Source organism: Micromonospora radicis (genome assembly GCF_003583405.1).
Taxonomy (GTDB): Bacteria; Actinomycetota; Actinomycetes; order Mycobacteriales; family Micromonosporaceae; genus Micromonospora; species Micromonospora radicis.
On record NZ_QXEC01000018.1, the window covers coordinates 87,785 to 106,906 of the forward strand.

The 19,122-nt window shown below is 73.1% G+C and carries 19 protein-coding genes; 8 read left to right on the forward strand and 11 right to left on the reverse strand.

The window, feature by feature from the left end:
• Nucleotides 1-41: 41 nt before the first annotated feature.
• Together D2L64_RS18790 and D2L64_RS18795 are read right to left on the reverse strand one after the other, a co-directional pair.
• A complete protein-coding gene (locus D2L64_RS18790; protein WP_119578323.1) occupies nt 42-1,148 on the reverse strand; it encodes an FAD-dependent monooxygenase in 1,107 nt (368 codons plus the stop codon).
• A 617-nt stretch (nt 1,149-1,765) separates the two neighbouring features.
• Nucleotides 1,766-2,554 carry an aldo/keto reductase gene (locus D2L64_RS18795; RefSeq protein ID WP_119578325.1) on the reverse strand — a complete coding sequence of 263 codons (789 nt, stop codon included), beginning with the start codon at nt 2,552-2,554 and terminating at the stop codon, nt 1,766-1,768.
• Nucleotides 2,555-2,718: 164 nt separating this feature from the next.
• On the opposite strand from D2L64_RS18795, the gene D2L64_RS18800 reads away from it, so the two are divergent.
• The gene (locus D2L64_RS18800) at nt 2,719-3,912 is read left to right on the forward strand and encodes a threonine synthase (RefSeq protein ID WP_119578408.1); all 1,194 of its coding nucleotides are present in this window, start codon (nt 2,719-2,721) and stop codon (nt 3,910-3,912) included.
• A 24-nt stretch (nt 3,913-3,936) separates the two neighbouring features.
• Here the strand turns inward: D2L64_RS18800 and D2L64_RS18805 are convergent, their stop codons facing one another.
• The 4 genes from D2L64_RS18805 to D2L64_RS18820 form a co-directional block, all read right to left on the reverse strand.
• Nucleotides 3,937-5,733 carry a glycoside hydrolase family 15 protein gene (locus D2L64_RS18805; protein WP_119578327.1) on the reverse strand — a complete coding sequence of 599 codons (1,797 nt, stop codon included), beginning with the start codon at nt 5,731-5,733 and terminating at the stop codon, nt 3,937-3,939.
• Between the two features lie 81 nt (nt 5,734-5,814).
• Nucleotides 5,815-6,207 carry a cupin domain-containing protein gene (locus tag D2L64_RS18810; RefSeq protein ID WP_119578329.1) on the reverse strand — a complete coding sequence of 131 codons (393 nt, stop codon included), beginning with the start codon at nt 6,205-6,207 and terminating at the stop codon, nt 5,815-5,817.
• Nucleotides 6,208-6,531: 324 nt separating this feature from the next.
• Entirely contained in the window at nt 6,532-6,897 is a 366-nt protein-coding gene (locus D2L64_RS18815; protein ID WP_233559030.1) for a hypothetical protein, read from the reverse strand.
• 315 nt (nt 6,898-7,212) lie between these two features.
• Entirely contained in the window at nt 7,213-7,674 is a 462-nt protein-coding gene (locus tag D2L64_RS18820) for a septum formation initiator (protein ID WP_119578333.1), read from the reverse strand.
• A gap of 103 nt (nt 7,675-7,777) precedes the next feature.
• Between D2L64_RS18820 and D2L64_RS18825 the strand changes: the two genes are divergently transcribed.
• The 3 genes from D2L64_RS18825 to D2L64_RS18835 all read left to right on the forward strand — a co-directional run bounded on the left by D2L64_RS18825 (nt 7,778) and on the right by D2L64_RS18835 (nt 10,375).
• Nucleotides 7,778-8,473: a response regulator transcription factor gene (locus D2L64_RS18825; RefSeq protein WP_119578335.1), complete on the forward strand. Its 696-nt coding sequence runs from the start codon at nt 7,778-7,780 to the stop codon at nt 8,471-8,473.
• The gene (locus D2L64_RS18830) at nt 8,470-9,744 is read left to right on the forward strand and encodes a sensor histidine kinase (protein ID WP_119578337.1); all 1,275 of its coding nucleotides are present in this window, start codon (nt 8,470-8,472) and stop codon (nt 9,742-9,744) included. The genes D2L64_RS18825 and D2L64_RS18830 overlap by 4 nt, the downstream gene beginning before the upstream one ends.
• 103 nt (nt 9,745-9,847) lie before the next feature.
• Nucleotides 9,848-10,375, forward strand: coding sequence for a PepSY domain-containing protein (locus D2L64_RS18835; protein ID WP_119578410.1), 528 nt, complete (start codon nt 9,848-9,850; stop codon nt 10,373-10,375).
• 572 nt (nt 10,376-10,947) lie between these two features.
• Here D2L64_RS18835 and D2L64_RS18840 read toward each other — a convergent pair.
• Entirely contained in the window at nt 10,948-11,832 is an 885-nt protein-coding gene (locus tag D2L64_RS18840; protein WP_119578339.1) for a sulfotransferase domain-containing protein, read from the reverse strand.
• A gap of 59 nt (nt 11,833-11,891) precedes the next feature.
• Between D2L64_RS18840 and D2L64_RS18845 the strand changes: the two genes are divergently transcribed.
• The gene (locus D2L64_RS18845) at nt 11,892-13,031 is read left to right on the forward strand and encodes a beta family protein (protein WP_407663135.1); all 1,140 of its coding nucleotides are present in this window, start codon (nt 11,892-11,894) and stop codon (nt 13,029-13,031) included.
• A 7-nt stretch (nt 13,032-13,038) separates the two neighbouring features.
• Here the strand turns inward: D2L64_RS18845 and D2L64_RS18850 are convergent, their stop codons facing one another.
• The 4 genes from D2L64_RS18850 to D2L64_RS18865 form a co-directional block, all read right to left on the reverse strand.
• Complete coding sequence (locus D2L64_RS18850; RefSeq protein WP_119578341.1) at nt 13,039-13,320, reverse strand: adhesin; 282 nt, start codon at nt 13,318-13,320, stop codon at nt 13,039-13,041.
• Between the two features lie 270 nt (nt 13,321-13,590).
• Nucleotides 13,591-13,905, reverse strand: a complete 315-nt coding sequence (locus D2L64_RS18855) for a hypothetical protein (RefSeq protein ID WP_119578343.1) — start codon at nt 13,903-13,905, stop codon at nt 13,591-13,593.
• Between the two features lie 103 nt (nt 13,906-14,008).
• Entirely contained in the window at nt 14,009-14,446 is a 438-nt protein-coding gene (locus D2L64_RS18860) for a nitroreductase family deazaflavin-dependent oxidoreductase (RefSeq protein WP_119578345.1), read from the reverse strand.
• A 75-nt stretch (nt 14,447-14,521) separates the two neighbouring features.
• On the reverse strand, nt 14,522-15,493 hold the full coding sequence (locus tag D2L64_RS18865; protein ID WP_233559031.1) for a hypothetical protein: 972 nt from the start codon (nt 15,491-15,493) through the stop codon (nt 14,522-14,524).
• 109 nt (nt 15,494-15,602) lie between these two features.
• On the opposite strand from D2L64_RS18865, the gene D2L64_RS18870 reads away from it, so the two are divergent.
• The 3 genes from D2L64_RS18870 to D2L64_RS18880 all read left to right on the forward strand — a co-directional run bounded on the left by D2L64_RS18870 (nt 15,603) and on the right by D2L64_RS18880 (nt 19,098).
• A complete protein-coding gene (locus D2L64_RS18870) occupies nt 15,603-16,829 on the forward strand; it encodes a serine hydrolase domain-containing protein (RefSeq protein WP_407663138.1) in 1,227 nt (408 codons plus the stop codon).
• 73 nt (nt 16,830-16,902) lie between these two features.
• Nucleotides 16,903-17,544 (forward strand): NAD(P)-dependent oxidoreductase, encoded by a 642-nt coding sequence (locus tag D2L64_RS18875; RefSeq protein ID WP_119578350.1) that lies wholly within the window; start codon nt 16,903-16,905, stop codon nt 17,542-17,544.
• 189 nt (nt 17,545-17,733) lie between these two features.
• A complete protein-coding gene (locus tag D2L64_RS18880; RefSeq protein ID WP_119578352.1) occupies nt 17,734-19,098 on the forward strand; it encodes a M28 family peptidase in 1,365 nt (454 codons plus the stop codon).
• Nucleotides 19,099-19,122: the final 24 nt, after the last annotated feature.

Below are 19,122 nucleotides of genomic sequence, written 5' to 3' on the forward strand. Positions count from 1 at the left end.
CCCGGCAGGTGACAGCGCCGCGTGGGGTCACCGGGCGTGGATCACAGCGGGCCGAGAAGCAGCCGGTAGTGCTCGCCGAAGATGCGGTCGCCACGCCCGCGCAACAACGGATCGCGCAGCGCGGGCGGCACGTCGCGGGTGCGGTTGCGGTCCCGGGTCCGGTCCCGCACCCATCGGGTACGCGGCCGGCGGCGGCTCTCGTACGCGGTCAACGCCGCCTCGACGCTGTTCGCGGCGCGCAGCGACTCGGCGAGCACCACCGCGTCCTCCAGGGCCATCGCCGCGCCCTGGGACAGCGTCGGCGCGGTGGCGTGGGCGGCGTCGCCGACCAGCAGGACCCGACCCCGGTACCAACGGCCGAGTTCGACCTCGTCGGTGATCGACGCGTGCACCCCGTCGAGGGCGTCGAGCACCTCCGGCACCGGCCCGCCGTACTCACCGAACAGCTCGCGTAACCGGGCTCGCGGGTCGGCCGGCACCTCGGTGCCCGCCTCGTCGGCGTAACAGTGCAGCCGGCCGCCACCGATCGGCACCACGAGGAGTCCGCAGCGCTGGCCGAGCAGTGCGGTCCACTCGTCGACCACCGGGCCGTCGCGCACCACGCTGCGGTACACCACCTGCCCGACGGGGCGGGGCGGGCCGCCGAGCGCGGCGAGGGCACGGACCGAGGAGCGCGGCCCGTCCGCGCCGATCACCAGGTCGTACTCGGTCTGGGTGCCGTCGACGAAGGTGACCCCGACGCCGGCCGGCAGCAGGTCGATGGTGCGCACCTCGGCGCCGTGTCGGACCGCGCCACCGGCGCCGCTGAGCAGTACCCGGTGCAGGTCGGAGCGGGGCAGCGCGCGGCACTCCCCGACCCCGGCCCAGAGGGCGTCGAGGTCCACCTCACACAACGGCGAGCCGGCCGCGTCGAGAAAGCGTTGCCGGTGGATGACCTGCCCGAAGGGACGGACGGGTCCGTCGAGGTCGAGCTGACGCAGCGCGCGGGCGGCGTTGCCCGGCAGGTAGAGGCCGGCATCGCCGAGTTCGCCGGGCGGCGCCTTGTCGGTGACGTCGGGCCGGAAGCCCGCGAGCCGCAGCGCCCGGGCCACGGCGAGACCGGCGATGCCCGCGCCGACCACGAGGATGCGCAGGGGGGAGCCACGCATGGGGGTGTACGCCTCCGGAGGGGGTTCGGAACGCGTTGGAGGCAAGACACTACTCGGCGCAATCGGTGCACGCCAGGGTCGATCGGTTCGCCCGCACCCCGCCCGACGCCCGGTGCGCCGACCGTTCGCCCCTGCCCACCTCGGCCATCGGGCGGCAGCGGACCGCCGACCGCGCCACCCCGTGACACATGTCACTTATCCGCGCATATCACCGGACCGGTTGCCCGACTGTTCCACGAATGCAGATGTGACGATGACGATGGGAGCGCTTTCGGGAGCCACCCCGGCGCGGATACTGAGGGTCTTCGGCCACCGGAGGAACTGGTGCGAACAGCGGGGATCCGACTTGCCGAGATGGCCTACCGCGCTGCCGGTTACCGGCCGACCGACATCGAGCCGGTCCACGTCGAAGACAAGGGCCGGCGGTACGCCCTACACCGCTGGACCCACACCGCACCCCCTCGCCTGCCTCCCGGCGTGTACCGCGCCGTCGGTTCAGTTCCGCCGGAACCCGCTCACTGCGCGGGTGGTCCGTGAGTTGGACCGGCGTACGTACCGAGGTTGGACGTGGATTGGGCGGTTTCCTACCAAGATCTCGGTGCCGGCCCGGCGAACGGTCAGGGCTTGCCGAGGGCGTCGATGTCGCGGATCTCCTCGGCGGTCAACGAGAAGCCGAAGACGTCGGCGTTGGCCCGGATCCGTTCCGGGGTCACCGACTTCGGGATCGCCACGATCTCGTGGTCGATGTGCCAGCGCAGCACCACCTGGGCGGGCGACACGTTGTGCGCCCCGGCGATGCGGGTCAGCACCGGGTCGGAGAGGTCGCTGGTCTTGAAGGGGCTGTAGCCCTCCAGCACCACTCCCCGGTCCCGGTGTTCGGCGTGCCGCTGCCGGTCGTACAGGAACGGGCTCCACTTGATCTGGTTGACCGCCGGATTCTCCTCGGTCGCCTGGATCAGTTCGTCGATCTGCCCGGTGCTGAAGTTGCTCACGCCCACCGCGCGGGCCAGCCCGGCGTCGCGGGCGGCCAGCATCTCCCGCCAGACCGGGATCAGGTCGCCCGGCGCGCTCGGCGGCCAGTGCACCAGCCACAGGTCGACGTGGTCGACGTCGAGGGCGCGCAGGCTGGCCTCGATCGTCTCGCGTTCCCGGCCGACCCGCTCGGGCGGCAGCTTGGTGGTGAGGAAGACATCCTCGCGGCGCAGCCCGCTCTCCCGTACCGCCCGGCCGACCTCCTCCTCGTTGCCGTACATGGTGGCGGTGTCGATGTGCCGGTAGCCGGCGTCGAGCGCGTCGAGTACGGCCCGGTAGCCGGCCTCACCGGTGGCCTGCCAGGTACCGAAGCCGAGCAGGGGGATCCGGACGTCGCCGGGGAGAACGGCGGTGGGGTGGTCAGCGTGGTCCATACCGACCGTTTTACCCCCGATGACCGCCGCCATGCCCGCGAACGCCCCGTCGCCGGACCACGGACCGCACGGCGGCGAGCGGACCACACGGCGGGCGGACCACCCGGCGGGCGGACCACACGGTGGGCGGGCGCCACCGGCGGGACTGCCGGAGAATGGGCGTCGTGTACCTGACCCACCTGGAGTGCCCGCGCTGCGGCCGGGAACACGACGCCGGGGTGCCGCAGAACCTCTGCGACTGCGGCTCGCCACTGCTGGCCCGCTACGACCTGGCCAGGGTGGCCGGGTTGGTCGAGCCGGAGCGGTTCGGGCTGCGCCCGGCCGACCTGTGGCGCTACCGGGAGCTGCTGCCGGTGGCCGAGCCCCGGCACGTCACCACCCTCGGTGAGGGGTGGACGCCGATGCTGCGCGCGCCGACGTACGGCGCCCGGATCGGTGTCGACGAGCTGCTGGTCAAGGACGAGGGGCTGACCCCGACCGGGTCGTTCAAGGCCCGTGGGGCGGCGGTGGGCGTGAGCCGGGCCCGTGAGCTGGGCATCCGGCGGATCGCCATGCCGACCAACGGCAACGCGGGCGCGGCCTGGGCGACGTACGCCGCCCGCGCGGGGATGGGCGCGACCATCGCGATGCCGGTGGACGCGCCGAGCATCTGCCGCCGCGAGTGCGTGGCGGCCGGCGCGGACCTGCGCCTGGTCGACGGTTTGATCAGCGACGCCGGGCGGCAGGTCGCCGCGCTCGTCGCGGCCTCCGCGGGCACCATCTTCGACGCCGGTACGCTGCGCGAACCGTACCGACTCGAAGGCAAGAAGACGATGGGGTACGAGATCGTCGAACAGCTCGGCTGGCGGGTGCCCGACGTGATCGTCTACCCGACCGGGGGCGGGGTGGGGCTGATCGGCATCCACAAGGCGCTCGGTGAACTGCGCGAGCTGGGCTGGATCGAGGATCGGCTGCCCCGGCTGGTGGCGGTGCAGTCGAGCGGCTGCGCGCCGATCGTCCGGGCCTTCGCCGCCGGTGAGGACCGCGCCCGGCCGTGGGCCGACGCGCACACCGTGGCGTTCGGCATCACCGTGCCCGCGCCGCTGGGCGACGAGCTGATCCTGGCGGCGTTGCGGGCCACCGCCGGCACGGCGATCGCGGTCGACGACGCGGAGATCCTCGCCGACCTGCGGGACTTCGCCGCGCGGGAAGGTTTGCTGTTGTGCCCGGAGGGGGCGGCCTGCCTGACCGCCGCCCGGAAGTTGCGCGCCGGTGGGTGGATCCGGGCCGGGGAGCGGGTGGTGGTGCTCAACACCGGTGCCGGGGTGAAGTACCCGGAGACGGTGGATGTCTCCGGGGTGCCGGTGCTGCCCCGCTGAGCAGCCGCCAGCGGGCGGCCCGGTTCAGTCGGCGGTCGGGTCGGTCAGCCGCCAGGCGGCATGGATCAGACCGATGTGCGACAGCGCCTGCGGCGTGTTGCCCAGGTGTGCCCGGGTCTTCAGGTCGATCTGCTCGCTGAACAGCCCGAGGTCGTTGGCGTGCCCGGCCACCTCCTCGAACAGCCGCGCGGCCCGGTCCCGCTCACCGGCCAGCGCCAGGCACTCCACCAGCCAGAACGAGCAGAGCACGAAGCCGGCCGGTTCCTCCTTCCAGCGGCGGACCAGTCCGCCGTCACCGCCCAGTTCCCGCTCGACGGCCGCGATGGTGGCCCGCATCCGGGGGTCGTCGGCCGGCAGGAAGCCGACGACCGGCAGGTAGAGCGCGGCGGCGTCCAGCTCCGGTGAACCGAAGACGCCGGTGTAGGCTCCCCGGCCGTCGTGGAAGCCCTCGCGGAGCACGGTGGCCCGGATCTCGTCCCGGACGGCCACCCAGCGGCGGACGTCGGCCCGCTCGCCGAGGCGGGGGGCGAGCCGTACCGCCTTGTCCATCGCCACCCAGCAGAGCACCTTCGACGACAGGTAATGCCGCTCGTCGTCCCGGGGCTCCCAGATGCCCCGGTCCGGCAGGTGCCAGGCGGCCGCGACCTGCTCGGTCAGGCCGACGACCAGCTCGCGCAGCTCGGCGTCGAACTTGTCGCCGAGTTGGTCGCGCAGCCGCCAGACCGCCGACAGCACCTCACCGGGTACGTCCAGCTGGCGCTGCCGCCAGGCGTCGTTGCCGACGTGGACCGGCCGGCTGCCAGCGTAGCCGGCGAAGTTCGGGCAGACGTGCTCGGAGACGTCGCGTTCGCCTTCGAGACCGAAGAGCACGGGTACCGGGTCGGTGCCGATCTGACCGACCGCGCGGGCCGCCCAGGCGAACAGCCGGGACGACTCGTCCGGACAGGCTGCCACCCAGAGCGCGCGCAGGGTCATCGCGAAGTCCCGCAACCAGGCGAAGCGGTAGTCGTAGTTGCGGTCGCCGCCGATCACCTCGGGCAGTGAGGTGGTCGCCGCGGCGGTCACCGCGCCGCTGCGGGCGTAGGTCAGTCCGGTCAACACCGTCGCGCTGCGCCGGACCACCTCCGGGTAGCGGCCGTCGTAGTGGTGGACCGCCCGGAACGACTGCCAGGCTCGCACCGTGTCGGCGAGGGTGCCGACCGGCTCCAGCTGCGCCGGTGGGTCACCGTAGGCGGCCGCGTACGCGAGGTCGAAGCCGACCCGCTGCCCCTCGGTGATCTCGAATGTCTGCCGAACCTGGCCGTGCTCGGCGAGCAGCCGCGGCCCGGCACAGCGCAGCACCAGCTGGACCGGACCGGCGTTGACCACCAGCGCCCCGTCGTCCCGCTCCCGCAGGTACGGCTTGATCAGGCCGTACTCGGGGCGGGGCCGGAAGTCCACCGCCATGCGTACCCGACCGGAGAGCCCCTCCACGACGCGCAGCAGCACGGCCGGTGATCGCATGCCGAACTGGTGGGTGCGGGCGCCCGGCTCGGCGGCGAGCGCGTCGGTGACCGCGACGCTGCCCTCCGGGGTGTGGTGCACGGTGCGCAACACCAGCGTGTCCGGCTGGTACGACCGCTGCACCCGGTGCCCGGCGGTGCCGGCGCCGACCGGGGCGATCCGCCAGTGGCCGCCTTCGGGGTCGAGCAGCCGGCCGAAGACCGACGGGGAGTCGAACCGGTCCGGGCACCACCAGTCGACCGAACCGTCCCGGCCGACCAGCGCGCCGGAGCGGCAGTCGGAGAGGAACCCGTAGTCGGAGATCGGCACCGGCTGCATCCGGTGCGGGTACCCGACCCGGACGTCCTCACGCCAGCGGCGGCCGGGCCGACCGACCGGCCGACCCGGTCGCCCGGGCGGTCAGGACGTCGGAGGTTCGTCCGCGCCGGCGGCCTCGGCCGCGTCGGCCTCCTCCTTGGTGCGGTGTACCGCCTGGTCGGCGTGCTCCGGCGGACCGTAGACGGTGTAGAGCACCAGCGGGTTCGGTCCGGTGTTGACGAAGTTGTGCCGGGTGCCCGCGGGCACGACGACCAGGTCGCCCTGGACTACCTCGCGCTTCTCGCCGGCGACGCGTGCCTCGCCGGTGCCGGAGACGAAGGTGAGGATCTGGTCGATGTCCTCGTGGACCTCCTCGCCGATCTCTCCACCGGCCGGGATGGTCATGATCACCAGTTGGGTGTGCTTCCCGGTCCACAGCACGCGCCGGAAGTCCGGGCTCTTCTCGGCGACGGTCGCGATAGTGAAGTGCTCCATGCCAGGGCACATACCCCGTGCGGGGCCACGCCACGCCGGGACTTGCAAATGGTGGAATCGGCCACGATCCGAGGGTTTGCCGGCGCCGAGAACGGGGATCGACACCACCGGCCGGCAGCGCCGGCCACGCCAGGTCCCCACTGACGTACCGCCGTACGGCTGCGGTGGTGGGAGACGGTCGAGCGCGGCGACGTCTCGGTCCTCGGACCGAACGGCGCCGCGCGCTCGTGCGCCGGGCTCAACCGCGCGTCGGGCTCAACCGTGCGTCGGGCTCAACCGTGCGTCGGGCTCAACCGTGCGTCGGGCTCACTCGTGCGCCGGGGCTCAGGAGAGCACGGCCAGGTGGAACGGCCGGTCGGCGTACAGTCCGGCGCTGTCGTAGGTGGTCACGAAGACCGCGTTCGGGATGCCGGTGCGGCCGGCGACGGTGAGCTGCCCGGCCGGCGCGAGCCCGTTACTACCGGCCAGTCCGATGGTGCCGACACAACCGGCCCCGGTCACGTCCTGGTCGAAGACGACCTGGTACATCCCGGTGCCGAGCCGATTGGCCGTGGCCGCGCCCAGGCCACGGATCAGCGCGCCGTTGGCGCTGACGACCGCGTACAGCACCCGCGCGGTCAGCGGCATCCCGGGGCCGGCGCAGGTGGTCTGTTCGGCGTCGGCGCGGGCGCTGGCCTCCTCCTCCGGCACAGGCTGTATCGACCATCTGCCTCTAGCTCTCGCGCTGGACATCAGACTCCTCTCCGGCCGGCCGCCGCCGTGGCGGGTTGGGGTTTTGTGCGGTAAGCGGGTTTTGCTCCCGATAGCGCAGCCACCGGGAGGTTCGATGCCGGATGACCGTTCACAACTAGTTCGGCGCATGATGCACCTACCGTGCGATCAGTGCTGATCGGCACCCTTTGTGCCTCGAACGTATGTCGTGTTAGTCGCCAGCAGCTACGCAAGCAGCTGTCCGATCAAGGACAGCCGAGCAATCGATCATGCCCCTGACCTGCGGCGGAGCACTCAGTCGTCATCCGGGTCGAGGACCGGCACGCCGTTCGCGCAGCGTACGGACAGCTCGTACTCGCCGCTCGGGCCGACGAACTTCACCTCGGCGTCGTCGTCCGGTCCCCGGTCGTAGTCGTCCACCCGGTAGCCCTGCTGGGGCGTCCAGGAGACCAGCCACACCCCGCCCGGTACGCACGCGGCCACCGCACTGCCGCCGGGAGTGACGAAGCTGCGCCGGTTGCCGGGTTCGGCGCTCGGGCCGGCCGTCGGGCTCGACGGCGTCGCCGGGGTCGTACCGCTCGGCCGGGGCGGGGTCGGCTCGGCCAACGCCCGGGCCACCTCCTCCTGGCTGCGCACGCCCCCCGGAGTACCGGTGAGGCTCTCCCCGACCAGTTGGATGGCGGCGACCCCGATCACGGTGGCGACGAGCGCGGTGGCAAGCCACCCGGCGACGGCGAGGAAGGTACGACGGCCCATCACCCGACTATCCCCGATCGCGGGTTGGGACGACCTTCGGGCAACGCTAAGGGAGGGTTAACGGCTACCGCCGGCACGCCCCACCGGGGATACCCTGCCTGCTGTGGCCCGCCTGCTGCTCATCGAGGACGACCTGACCATCCGGATGCCGCTGGTGCGGGCACTGCGCGAGCGGGGCCACGCGGTGGCAGCCGCGTCGACCGCGATGGCCGGGCTGCGCGACGCCCTCGACGACCGACCGGACCTCGTCGTACTCGACCTCGGCCTGCCCGACCTGGACGGCCGGGAGTTGCTGCGGATGCTGCGGGCGGTCAGCGCGGTGCCGGTCATCGTGGCGACCGCCCGCGACGACGAGCGGGAGATCGTCCGGGTGCTCGACGCCGGGGCCGACGACTACGTGGTCAAGCCGTTCACCGCCGCCCAGCTCGACGCCCGGGTCCGGGCGGTGCTGCGACGCGGGCCGGCCGGACCGGCCGACGAGGATCCCACCCTGGTGGTCGGCGGGCTGCGGATCGACCCCCGGTCCCGGCAGGTCAGCCTGGACGGGACGCCGGTCGAGCTGACCCCTCGCGAGTTCGACCTGCTGCGGCACCTGGCCACCCGCGTCGGTGAGGTGGTGACCAAACGGGAACTGCTCACCGAGGTGTGGCAGGTCCCGTACGGCGGAGCGGACAAGACCGTCGACGTGCACCTGTCCTGGCTGCGCCGCAAGCTCGGCGAGAACGCGCAGCAGCCGCGCTACCTGCACACCGTACGCGGGGTGGGGGTACGGCTGGTCGCCCCCGAGGTGACCGGGTGAGGGCCCGGCTGGCGCTGCTGGTCGCGGCGGTCAGCGTCCTCATCGTGATCTCTTTCCTGGTGCCGCTGGCGCTGCTGCTGCGGACCGCCGCCGAGGACCGGGCCACGGTCCGGGCCACCTCGGACGCGCAGAGCCTCGCCACGGTCGTCGGCACCGCCGACGCGGACACCATCCGGCTGACCGTCGACCAACTCGTCGCCGAGTCCGGCCGACCGGTCAGCGTGTTCCTACCCGACGGCACCGTGCTCGGCTCACCCGCCACCCCCACCCCGGCGGTGCAACTCGCCACCCGGGGCCAGAGCCTCACCGCGCAGACCGCCGACGGCCGGGAGGTGGTGATCGCCGTACAGGGGCGGACCGACGGCACCGCGGTCATCCGTACCGTCGTGCCGTACGCCGAGATGACCGCCGGGGTGGGCCGGGCCTGGCTGGTCCTGGCGCTGCTCGGGGTCGTGCTGGTGCTGATCGGCCTGGCCGTGGCCGACCGGCTGGCCCGCACCCTGGTCCGCCCGATCGGGGAGCTGTCCGCGGTGTCGCACCGGCTGGCCAACGCCGAACTGGACGCGCGGGTGCGACCGGCCGGCCCGGCCGAGCTGCGTGAAGTGGGCGGCGCGCTCAACCACCTGGCCGGCCGGATCCAGGAGTTGCTGGTGCAGGAGCGGGAGCAGGTGGCCGACCTGTCGCACCGGCTGCGGACCCCGCTGACCGCCCTGCGGCTGGAGGCGGAGTCGCTGCGCGACCCGCAGGACGCCGCCCGGGTCACCGAGGCGGTCGACGGGCTGGAGCGAGCCGTCACCGGACTGATCCGGCAGGCCCGCTGGCGTACGCCGGCCGAGGGCGTGGTGGTCACCGACGCCGTGGCCACGGTCGCCGACCGGGTGGCGTTCTGGTCCGTGCTCGCCGAGGACACCGGGCGCGCCGTCGAACTCGACCTGGCGCCCGGGCCGCTGCCGGTCGGCGTGCCCGCCGACGAACTCGCCGCGGCCGTGGACGCGCTGCTCGGCAACGTCTTCGCACACACCCCCGACGGCACCGCCTTCGCGGTCCGGCTCGCACCCGCCGACGGTCAGGTGCTGCTCACGGTGGCCGACGAGGGCCCCGGCATCACCACCGACTCGGTGCGCCGGGGCGCCAGCCAGGCCGGGTCGACCGGGCTCGGGCTGGACATCGCCCGCCGGGCGGCCCAGGCCAGCGGCGGCCGACTCGAACTGGGCGAGCGCCCCGGCGGCGGGGCCGAGGTGGTGCTCCGACTCGGCCCGCCGAATCAGTGACGCCAGCCGCCCGGGACCTTAACCCGGCCTTAGCGTTCGCACAGCGCGAAGCTATCCCGCCGGCACCGATCCTCGATGCAACAACCGAGGGAAGGTGGAGACGATGAAGCGCAACCCCCTGATCCTGGCGTCGGTCGGCGGCGCGGCGGCGGTGCTCGCGGCGGCCGGGGTGTTCCTGGGCGTCACGGCGGCCGACAACGGCCAGGCCCGGTCGACCACGCTGACCGCCGCGACCGGTGCCCCGACGACCGCGGGCACCCCGGACGACGACGTCACGCCGGACGACAGCGGCACGGTCGGCACCCCCACCGACCCGACCGCCAGCGGGACGCCGGCCGGCCCGACCAGCTCGGCCGCGCCGACCGACAGCGGCACCCCGGCGGCCGGTGCGGACGCGGTCAGCGCCGAGCGGGCCGGCGAACTGGCCCTGGCGCACGTCGGCGGTGGCGGCCGGATCACCGAGATCGACCGGGACCGGGAGAACGGCCGGCCGGTCTGGGAGGTCGAGATCGTCAAGGGCGACACCGAGCACGAGATCGACATCGACCGGGAGACCGGTGCCGTGGTCAAGGCCGAGCAGGAGCCGGTCGACCACGACGACGATGACGACGACGACCGGTACGACGACTGAGCTGACACCGACCGCCCGGTCACGACACCGGGAACCGCTGTACCCCAGCCCGGGCCTCGTCGGCCCGGGCTGGTGCCGTACCGGGGGTGCTCGCCAACCCGCGACGACGCCGCCTCCAGACCACAGGTGAGGCCCGCGGGCCGCCCGCCTCCAGACCACCCGGGCCGCCCGCGCCCAGACCACAGGTGAGGCCCGCGGGCCGCCCGCCTCCAGACCACCCGGGCCGCCCGCGCCCAGACCACAGGTGAGGCCACTCGATCCGGGATCGAGTGGCCTCACCCGGCCAGGAAGCCACTCGATCCCGGATCGAGCGCGATCATGACCACCAGCCCCCGGCCAGGAAGCCACCCCATCCCGGATCGAACGCGATCATGACTTACAGCCCCCGGCCAGGAAGCCACTCGATCCCGGATCGAACGCGATCATGACTTACAGCCCCGGGCCAGGAGGCGACCCGATCCCGGATCAGCGGCTTGGGCCCCGGTCGGCGGCGTCGGGGGCGAACCGCCCAGCCGCTCACCGGCCGCGCGCAGGAGGTGTCGTGCGAACGCCGACCGTGGCAGGCGGGTGGGTCAGCGGTCGCGGTGCAGCCAGGCCAGCAGGTCCGGTGGCGCCAACGTGGCGGCCCGCGCCCGGTAGCGGTTTCGGTTCGCCTCGTCGAGCAGGGCGCTGCCCTGCCCGGACCGACCGGCGCGGAAGAACGCACGCCGGTCCTTCAGCACCCCACCCGCGTCGGGAGCGAGCTGGTCGGCGCGGCTGCGCATCTGCTCGAACGTGGCGGCCTCGACCAGATCCGGCCGGGGCGGTTCGAGTTCCAGCAGCGCGGCGATGCGGCGCATCTGCCCCGCCAGGTCGGCGCGTAGGTCGTCGTAGTGGACCAGGTGCACGTTGGGCCGGTCCCGTCGGGCCCACGCGTCGCGCAGGTGCCACATGACGCCGGGCAGCGAATCCAGCTCCTCGCGCGGGTCGGGATCCGCCTCGATCCAGCGTACGAGCGACTGCTCGACCGACGGGCGATGCCGACTGCCGGTCGGGGTGACGGGCTGGCCGGTGAGTTCGGCGAGGCGGGCCCGATCCAGGTTGGCGCTCTGGTGGTGCAGGGAGAGCGCCATGTCCAGCGGGTGCCGGGCCACCACGAGGTAGTGCACCCGAGGGTCGTCCGGCACCCCGTCCAACGGCGTGTGGGTCTTGATGAACCGGCGGTGCGACTGGGCGGCCAGCCGGGCGTACACCTGCTCGACGGGTTCGGCCAGCCAGTCCAGCCACGGTGACAGCCCGGTCAGCGGCGCCGGCAACTCCGGCGTACGCAGCACCAGCACCGCGCAGATCATCTGCATCCAGGTCGTACCGCTCTTGGACCGGGTGCTGATCACGATGTCGCCGGGCCGGCGGGGAAAGTCCTGCCAGCGGGCGCTGTCCTCGTCGGCGGAGCGGTAGCGGTGCGCGGCGTCGGGCATCCGGTGACGATAGTCCGGGAGCTGACACCCGCCCGCCGGAATTACCGACCGATCGCCCTGTGCGCTGGGTAGTCAACTGGCTACATTTAATTATGATGCCCGCCCGGGCGGCGGAGCCGGTCTACCGCCCCATCCTCGCCGGTCAGCGCGGCGAGTTGGATGCGCTCGGCCACCTCGACGGCGCCCACGCTCCGATGATCGCCCCGATCCTGCAACTGTCCGTGATGGACCGTTCCATCGTGGAGGCGCTCGGACGGCTTCCGCCGGGGCTGGTGCCGGCCCTCGACGTGAGCGCCGTACCCGACGCGGCCGCGGCCGAACCGGCCCGCTGGGGCGTACCGCTGATGCCGGTGATCTGCCTCGCGGACGGCGAGCGGCGGCTGGCCGCGCACGGTGCCACGGCGCGGGCACACACCGGCCGGGCCGTGGTACGGCTGCGGGTCGGCCAGGACCGGGCCGGCCCCGACGCCACCACCGCGGCCACCGAACGGATCTGGCGGTACGCGCGGCTGGCCCCCGAGCAGTGCGACCTGCTGGTCGACTGCGGCGACGTGGGCTGTCCGGCGGACGTACGGGTGGTCGAACCGCGGGTCCGGCGGATGCTGGACTGGGCGCGCCGGCACGCCTGGCGCTCGGTCAGCGTGGCGGCCGGCGGCATGCCGGCGGCGCTGTCCCGGCTGCCCACCGACGAGCCGGTGCGCCTGGGCCGCTGGGACTGGCTGCTCTGGCAGGAGCTGGCCGACCTCGGTGTCGGGTTCGGCGACTACGGGGTGGCGTCGGCGACGGCGGTGCCGGCGGTCGCCGGTGACCGGCTGCCGACGGTGCGGTACACCACCGACGACGCCTGGTGGATCTACCGCTGGTCCCGCCGGGGCGGCCGGGGTGACGGCCGGGTGGCCGACCTGTGTCGCACCGTGGTGTCGACATCGCACTGGCCGTCGGCCGGCGCGGCCTTCTCCTGGGGCGATCACGAGATCCTGCGGCGGGCCCGGCGGGGCGCCGGTGCCGGGTCGACGACCAACTGGTTGGCGTGGAGCACCTCGCACCACCTGGCCCACGTACTGGCCGCGCTGGGGCAGCCGGCGCACGACGGGGCCTGGCACCCGGTCGTCGCCGGCCAGCGCGGTCACTACGACGACGCGACGCCCCCGCCGCGTGGCCGGACACCACGCGGCGGATCCGCCCGCCGCGCCGGCTGACCGACGGTCACTGCTTCTCGGTGAAGCCGAACTGCACGATCCCCTCGTCGTCGACGCTGGCGTCGACGGAGGCGTCGCCGAGCAGGTCGGCGGCGTCGGAGTCGAGGAAGATCCGGGCACCCTGGCTGTCGATCACCTGGTCTCCCTCGACCGGCGCGGGCACCAGTTCGACGGTGAGCGAGCCGGCCTGGGTGTCCGCGGCGATACGTACGCCGCCGCCCTCGGTCACGTCCTGCTGGGCGGCGAGGTCACGGATCACCAGAACGGCGTTGTCGGTCATCGTGAGCATGGCGGACTCCTCGTGGGTCTACATCGGGCTCCGGGTGCGGATCGCGCGGCTCGCGGTCCTGCCGCGGGCCGGAACTCACCCCGCACACCGCAGTATCGGGGCAGCTCAGAGCCCCTTCACTGCCCACGGTGCCCGCTACCAGGGCATCCGTCAAATAGACCACTACCAGTGGTCCGGCCGGCATGAAGGCCCGCCGGACGGGTACTGGAACAGGTTGCCGCACCGGGCCCCATCCCGTCTTCGAACGCCGGGAGGGGCCCTGCCCGACCGTCAGGCGGTGGGCCGGGGCGGCAGCGGTGCCGCGGGGTCACCGCGTTCGATCAGGGCGGCGATGTCGGCGGCGTGCAGGCCGCGCAGGGCGAGCACCCGGGTGCCCCACCGGTGCAACCGGCACGGGTGCGGGCTGGCGTCGTTGCGGCAGATCGTCCCTCCCGACCACCTGCGAGGTGCGTGCACCACGACGGCCCGGACGGCGAACTGGGCATCCTCGGCGGTCACGTACGGTGGCAGCGGGATCTCCCGCAACGCCGCTCCGGTCCGCTCGCCGGTCGGCGCGGACGGACGGAGGGTACTGCTGCTGTTCATCGGCCTGGCCTCCACAGAGGACGGTGGGACATGGACAGCAGGACGGTACGAGCCACCGGAGCCGATGCGACGGACAAACTGTCCCGCCAACGCGAGGACCGCGTCAGATCCGGTCCAGCAGCACCACCGGAATGTCCCGCTCCGTCTTGGCCTGATAGTCGTCGTACGCGGGCCAGATGCCGGTCATCACGGCCCACAGTCGAGGCTTCTCCTCGGCCGTGGCGGTGCGCGCCCGTACGGTGAACCGCTCGGCGCCGACCTGCACCTGCGCCTGCGGATCGTCCCGCAGGTTGAGGTACCAGGCAGGGTGCCGCGGGTCACCGCCCTGCGAGGCGACCACCACGTACGCGTCGCCGTCCCGCCCGTAGATCAACGCGGTCCGCCGCAACGCACCGCTACGCCGGCCACGGGTGGTCAACAGCAGCGTGTAGACGCCCGGCCGCCACTCGTGGCCCTCGGCGCCGTCGGTCTCCAGATAGCGGTGGATGTGCTCGGCCACCCAGCCCGTCGGGCTGTCCAGCACCTGATCACCTGCGCCCATCGATCCTCCCAGCTGGTGAACTCGTTACCCGCTCCACGCTACTGCCGGACCCGGCCCCGCACCCGGCATCAGCGCTCAGCGGAGCGCCACCGCCTGTAGACCGACGTTGCCGCAGTGCGGGGTGAAGGTCTCCTCCACCGTCCAGGAGAGCAACAGCCTCGACCCCGCCGGTGCCTGGAACCGGACGGACACCCGAGTGGACTGGCTGGTGTGCCGCTCCTCCAGGCGCACGGTGCGGCCCGGTCCACCGCCGGCCAGCCGCACGTCCAGCCGGCCGCGGGCCATCCAGACACCGAGGTAGACGGTGGCGGTACGCGGCCGTCCGTCGGCGACGACCGCCAGGCTGAAGCCGTTGCCCGTACCGCAGGTGTAGACCCCGTCGGGCGTGTCGTCGGCGGACTCCGCCGGCACGCCGTCACGCCACCGGAACAGCTCCTGGTTGCCGTCCCAGCCGCCCCGCTCGCCCTTGCCGCCCAGGTCACGGATCTCGGCGGAGCCGTCGCGCTTGCGCACGGTGGTACCGGCGTCGCCGAGCCCCCAGTGCACCCAGTCGCGCCGGCCCAGTTCGGTCAGATCCACGATGTCGGGGATGTCCGAACGGCTCACCGTGAGCGTCGTCGGCACTCCCGGGGCGGCCGGCGACCCCGTGCGGGGGCTGGGACTGGGACTGGGACTTGGGGACCGCTCACGGGGCTGCAACCCGGGCACCGCCGGGGCGGTGGGCAGTGGGCTCGGCAGACTCGGTCGCCCCACCACCGCCGGCAGTCCGTCGGTGTCCGCCGGCTCTTCGGGGACCGGCTCGGACCACAGGTTCACATAGCCGACCAGCACCAGCAGGCCCGCGAAGGCGGCGACGGCCTCCATCGCGTACCGGCGCCGTCGGCGGGTGCGCGCCAGCCGGCGGGAGGCGGTCCGCGTACCGTCCTGCACCGGGTGCGACTGCCGGTCGTGCCCCATCGGGCGGTGCCGGGCGGATCGCCCGTGCCGCGACGCCCGGAGGCGGCGGGACGCCGAGGTGCCGGCGGGTGCGGGGGGTTCCTCGGCCACCGACCCTCCACTTTCTGCCGGACCGGCTCACCGGCAACCACTCGACTTGCAGTTGCGCCGCCGCGCCTTCCCGACGCGGGTACCGCCCGGTAGTTTCGGTCGGGTGAGTATGGCACGCACAATCGACCCGGCACAGGTCGGCTTCGACCCGATCCGGTTGGCCCGGATAGACGAACACTTCGCCCGCTACGTCGACGACGGCCGGTTGCCCGGCTGGCAGGTGGTGGTCACCCGCCGCGGCGAGGTCGCGCACTGCTCGACGTACGGGCTGCGGGACCGGGAGGCCGGTGCGGCGGTGCAGGCCGACACCCTCTGGCGGATCTACTCGATGACCAAGCCGATCACGTCGGTGGCCGCGATGATCCTCTGGGAGGAGGGTCGATTCGAGCTGACCGACGACATCGGCCGCTGGCTGCCCGAGTTCGCCGACATGCGGGTCTACTCGAAGGGGTCGACGCTCAAGCCGTACACCGTGCCGGCGATCGAGCCGATCCGGATCTGGCACCTGCTCACCCACACCGCCGGGCTGACGTACGGCTTCATCCAGACCTCGGTGGTCGACGGGCTGTACCGGGCCGCCGGCTACGACCTGCACCCGCCGGTCGGCGTCGACCTGGCCGAGGCCTGTCGGGTCTTCGGCGAGCTGCCGTTGTTGTTCCAGCCCGGCACCGCGTGGGGATACTCGGTCGCCACCGACGTCCTCGGCCGGCTGATCGAGGTGGTCTCCGGGCAGAGCCTGGACTCCTTCCTCACCGAGCGGATCCTACGACCGCTGGGCATGGAGGACACCCGCTGGTACGTCGACGGCGTCGACAGCGCCCGCCTCGCCGCGCTGTACGCGGCCGACCCGGCGAGCGGCCGGGCGGTCCGGCACGACGGGCTCGGCGCGCTGGCGTACGAGAAGCCGACGTTGCTCTCCGGCGGCGGCGGGCTGATCTCGTCGGCCGTCGACTACCACCGGTTCACCCAGCTGCTGCTGCGCGGCGGCGAGCTGGACGGGGTACGCCTGCTCGGCCCCCGCACGGTGCGTTTCATGACCCGCAACCACCTGCCCGGCGGGCAGGATCTGGGCACCCTGTCCACCGGCGGGTTCACCGAGACGACCCAGGACGGAGTCGGTTTCGGCCTCGGCTTCGCGGTGGTGGACAACCCGATTCCCAGCCGGCTGCCGAGCAGTGTCGGCGAGTACTACTGGGGTGGGGTGGCCAGCACCGCCTTCTGGGTCGACCCGGTGGAGCAGATCACCGCGATGTTCTTCACCCAGCTGATGCCGTCGAGCACCTGGCCGATCCGGCCGCAGCTGCGGCAGCTGGTCTACTCCGCGCTGGTCGACTGACGGCGCGGTGCCGCCGGGCACCGGGATCGGCGTTCCGCCGACGACGGCCCGCGTCGGTCCATAGCCTGGGACCGTGAGCGACATCGTCGTGTTCGGGGCGGGTGGCACCGCCGGCTCGCGGATCGCCGTCGAGGCGTTCGACCGGGGACACCGGGTCGTCGCCGCGGTCCGCCGGCCGGAGGCCATCTCGTACCTGCCGGCCGGGATCCGGGTGGTCACCGGGGACGCCACCAGCGAGCGCAGTGTCCGGGAGTTGGCGCCGCAGGCGGACGCGCTGGTGGTCGCGATCGGCGGCGGCGACCACACGCTCTGGCCGGACGCGGCACGCTGCCTGCTCGACGCCCTGCGCGGGATGCCGGCCGCGCCCCGGGTCATCCACGTGGGCGGCGGAGCCACCCTGTTGACCCCGGCCGGGAGCCGGTTGCTGGACGAGCCCGACTTTCCCGAGGAGTACCGGGACGCCGCGTTGGGTCAGGCGGCGGCGTTGGAGCTGTACCGCTCCTCGGCCGACGGGGTGAGCTGGACGTACGTTTCCCCACCCCCGCTGGAGTTCCATCCGGGTGAACGTACCGGGCGATATCGCACCGGAACCGATCAGCCGGTGACCGACATCGATGGCCGTTCCGTGCTCAGTTACGAGGATCTGGCCGTCGCCGTCGTCGACGAGATCGAGAATCCACAATTCCGGAATATGCGCTTCACTGTCGCCTACTGATCCTCTGATCTTGAGAAACGGCAGCTCGCGGGATAGATTCGAGCCGCTGTGACCCGGGTCGCACACCCCCTGCACCCCGGGTCTGACCTCAAATCAGGAGGCGCTGTCTTGTCCTCACTCGACGACACCGTGACACCCTCGCACGAATCGTCCCCCGCTATCGGATCCAGCTTCCTCAATCGGCGCCGGATGCTGACCGTCGCCCTCGGTGGCGCCGCCGCGACCGTGGCCCTGCCCGCGCCCGCCTGGGCCACCGACGACGCCCGTCCGGGCGCGCACCGGCCACCGGCGCTCACCCCCGACGACCGGAAGGTCGTCGCCCAGCTGTCGTCCCGGCGCGCGCTGGAGCACCTGAAGGTCCTCTCCGAGGACATCGGGCCGCGCATCGGCGGCACCGACTCGGAGCGCCGGGCGGCGCACTACATCGCCAGCCAGCTCGACCACTTCGGCTACGACACCACCCTGCAGCCGTTCCCGGTGGCCGACAAGTTCCTCGCCCAGCTCAGCTCGCCGGTCGGCCTGCCGACCGACCTGAACTGGCAGGTCGGTGCCAGCGCCCACGCGGCGTTGGACACCAGCGTCACCGCCGACGTGCTCGACGTCGGCCCGGGTGCGGCCGCCAACTTCACCGCCGAGGCCGCCGGCAAGATCGTGCTGGTGGACTATGTCGCGAACCAGCGCGAGGCGGTGGCCGCGCGGGCGGTGGCCGCGGGCGCGGTCGGCGTCGTCTTCCTCCCGGCCGACCTGGTGGAGCCCCGCCGGGCGGCGGCGTTCTCCCCCACCCTGCCCGGCTCGGCCAGCTCGCCGCTGCCGATCCCGGTGGTCGGCGTGGCCCAGGCGCAGAAGCACCGGCTGCGGGATCTGCTGGCGGCCCGTCCGCTCACCCTCACCATCGCCACCACCGCGCACCGCGGGCTGACCTCGCACAACGTGCTGGCCGAGCGGCCCGGGCGGTCCGGGGCGGACGGTCCGGTGGTCATGGTCAGCGCGCACTACGACTCGGTGATCGGCGCACCGGGCGCCAACGACGACGGTTCCGGCACCGTGCTCTGCCTGGAGCTGGCCCGGGTGCTGAAGGCGATCCCGATCAACGCCACCGTCCGGTTCGGCCTCTGGGGCTCCGAGGAGCAGGGCCTGATCGGCTCGCGCTACTACGTACGCGAGCTGCCGCAGGCCGAGCGCGACCGGATCCTCGCCGTCTACCAGAACGACATGGTCGCCACCAGCTGGGATCCGGCTACGCGGTACTGGCTGCTCTCCTTCACGGGCCAGAGCAACCGGGCCACCGACGAGGTGACCGGCGCAGCCCGGCGCCTCGGCTACGAGCCGCAGATCTCCCCGGTGACCCAACGCGGCGCCAGCGACCACCAGTCGTTCCAGGAGGTCGGCATCGCCAGCGCCAACTTCTCCTGGCGGGGTGAGGAGTCTCCGGCGCTGCTGGAGCCGCCCTACCACAGCCCCGAGGACACCATCGCCAAGAACATCAGCCTGGAGCGGCTCCAGGTGTCGATGGAACTGATCGGCTGCGCCACGTACGCGACGGCCCGGTCCTGACCGCTCGGGCGGGGTGCGGCCACC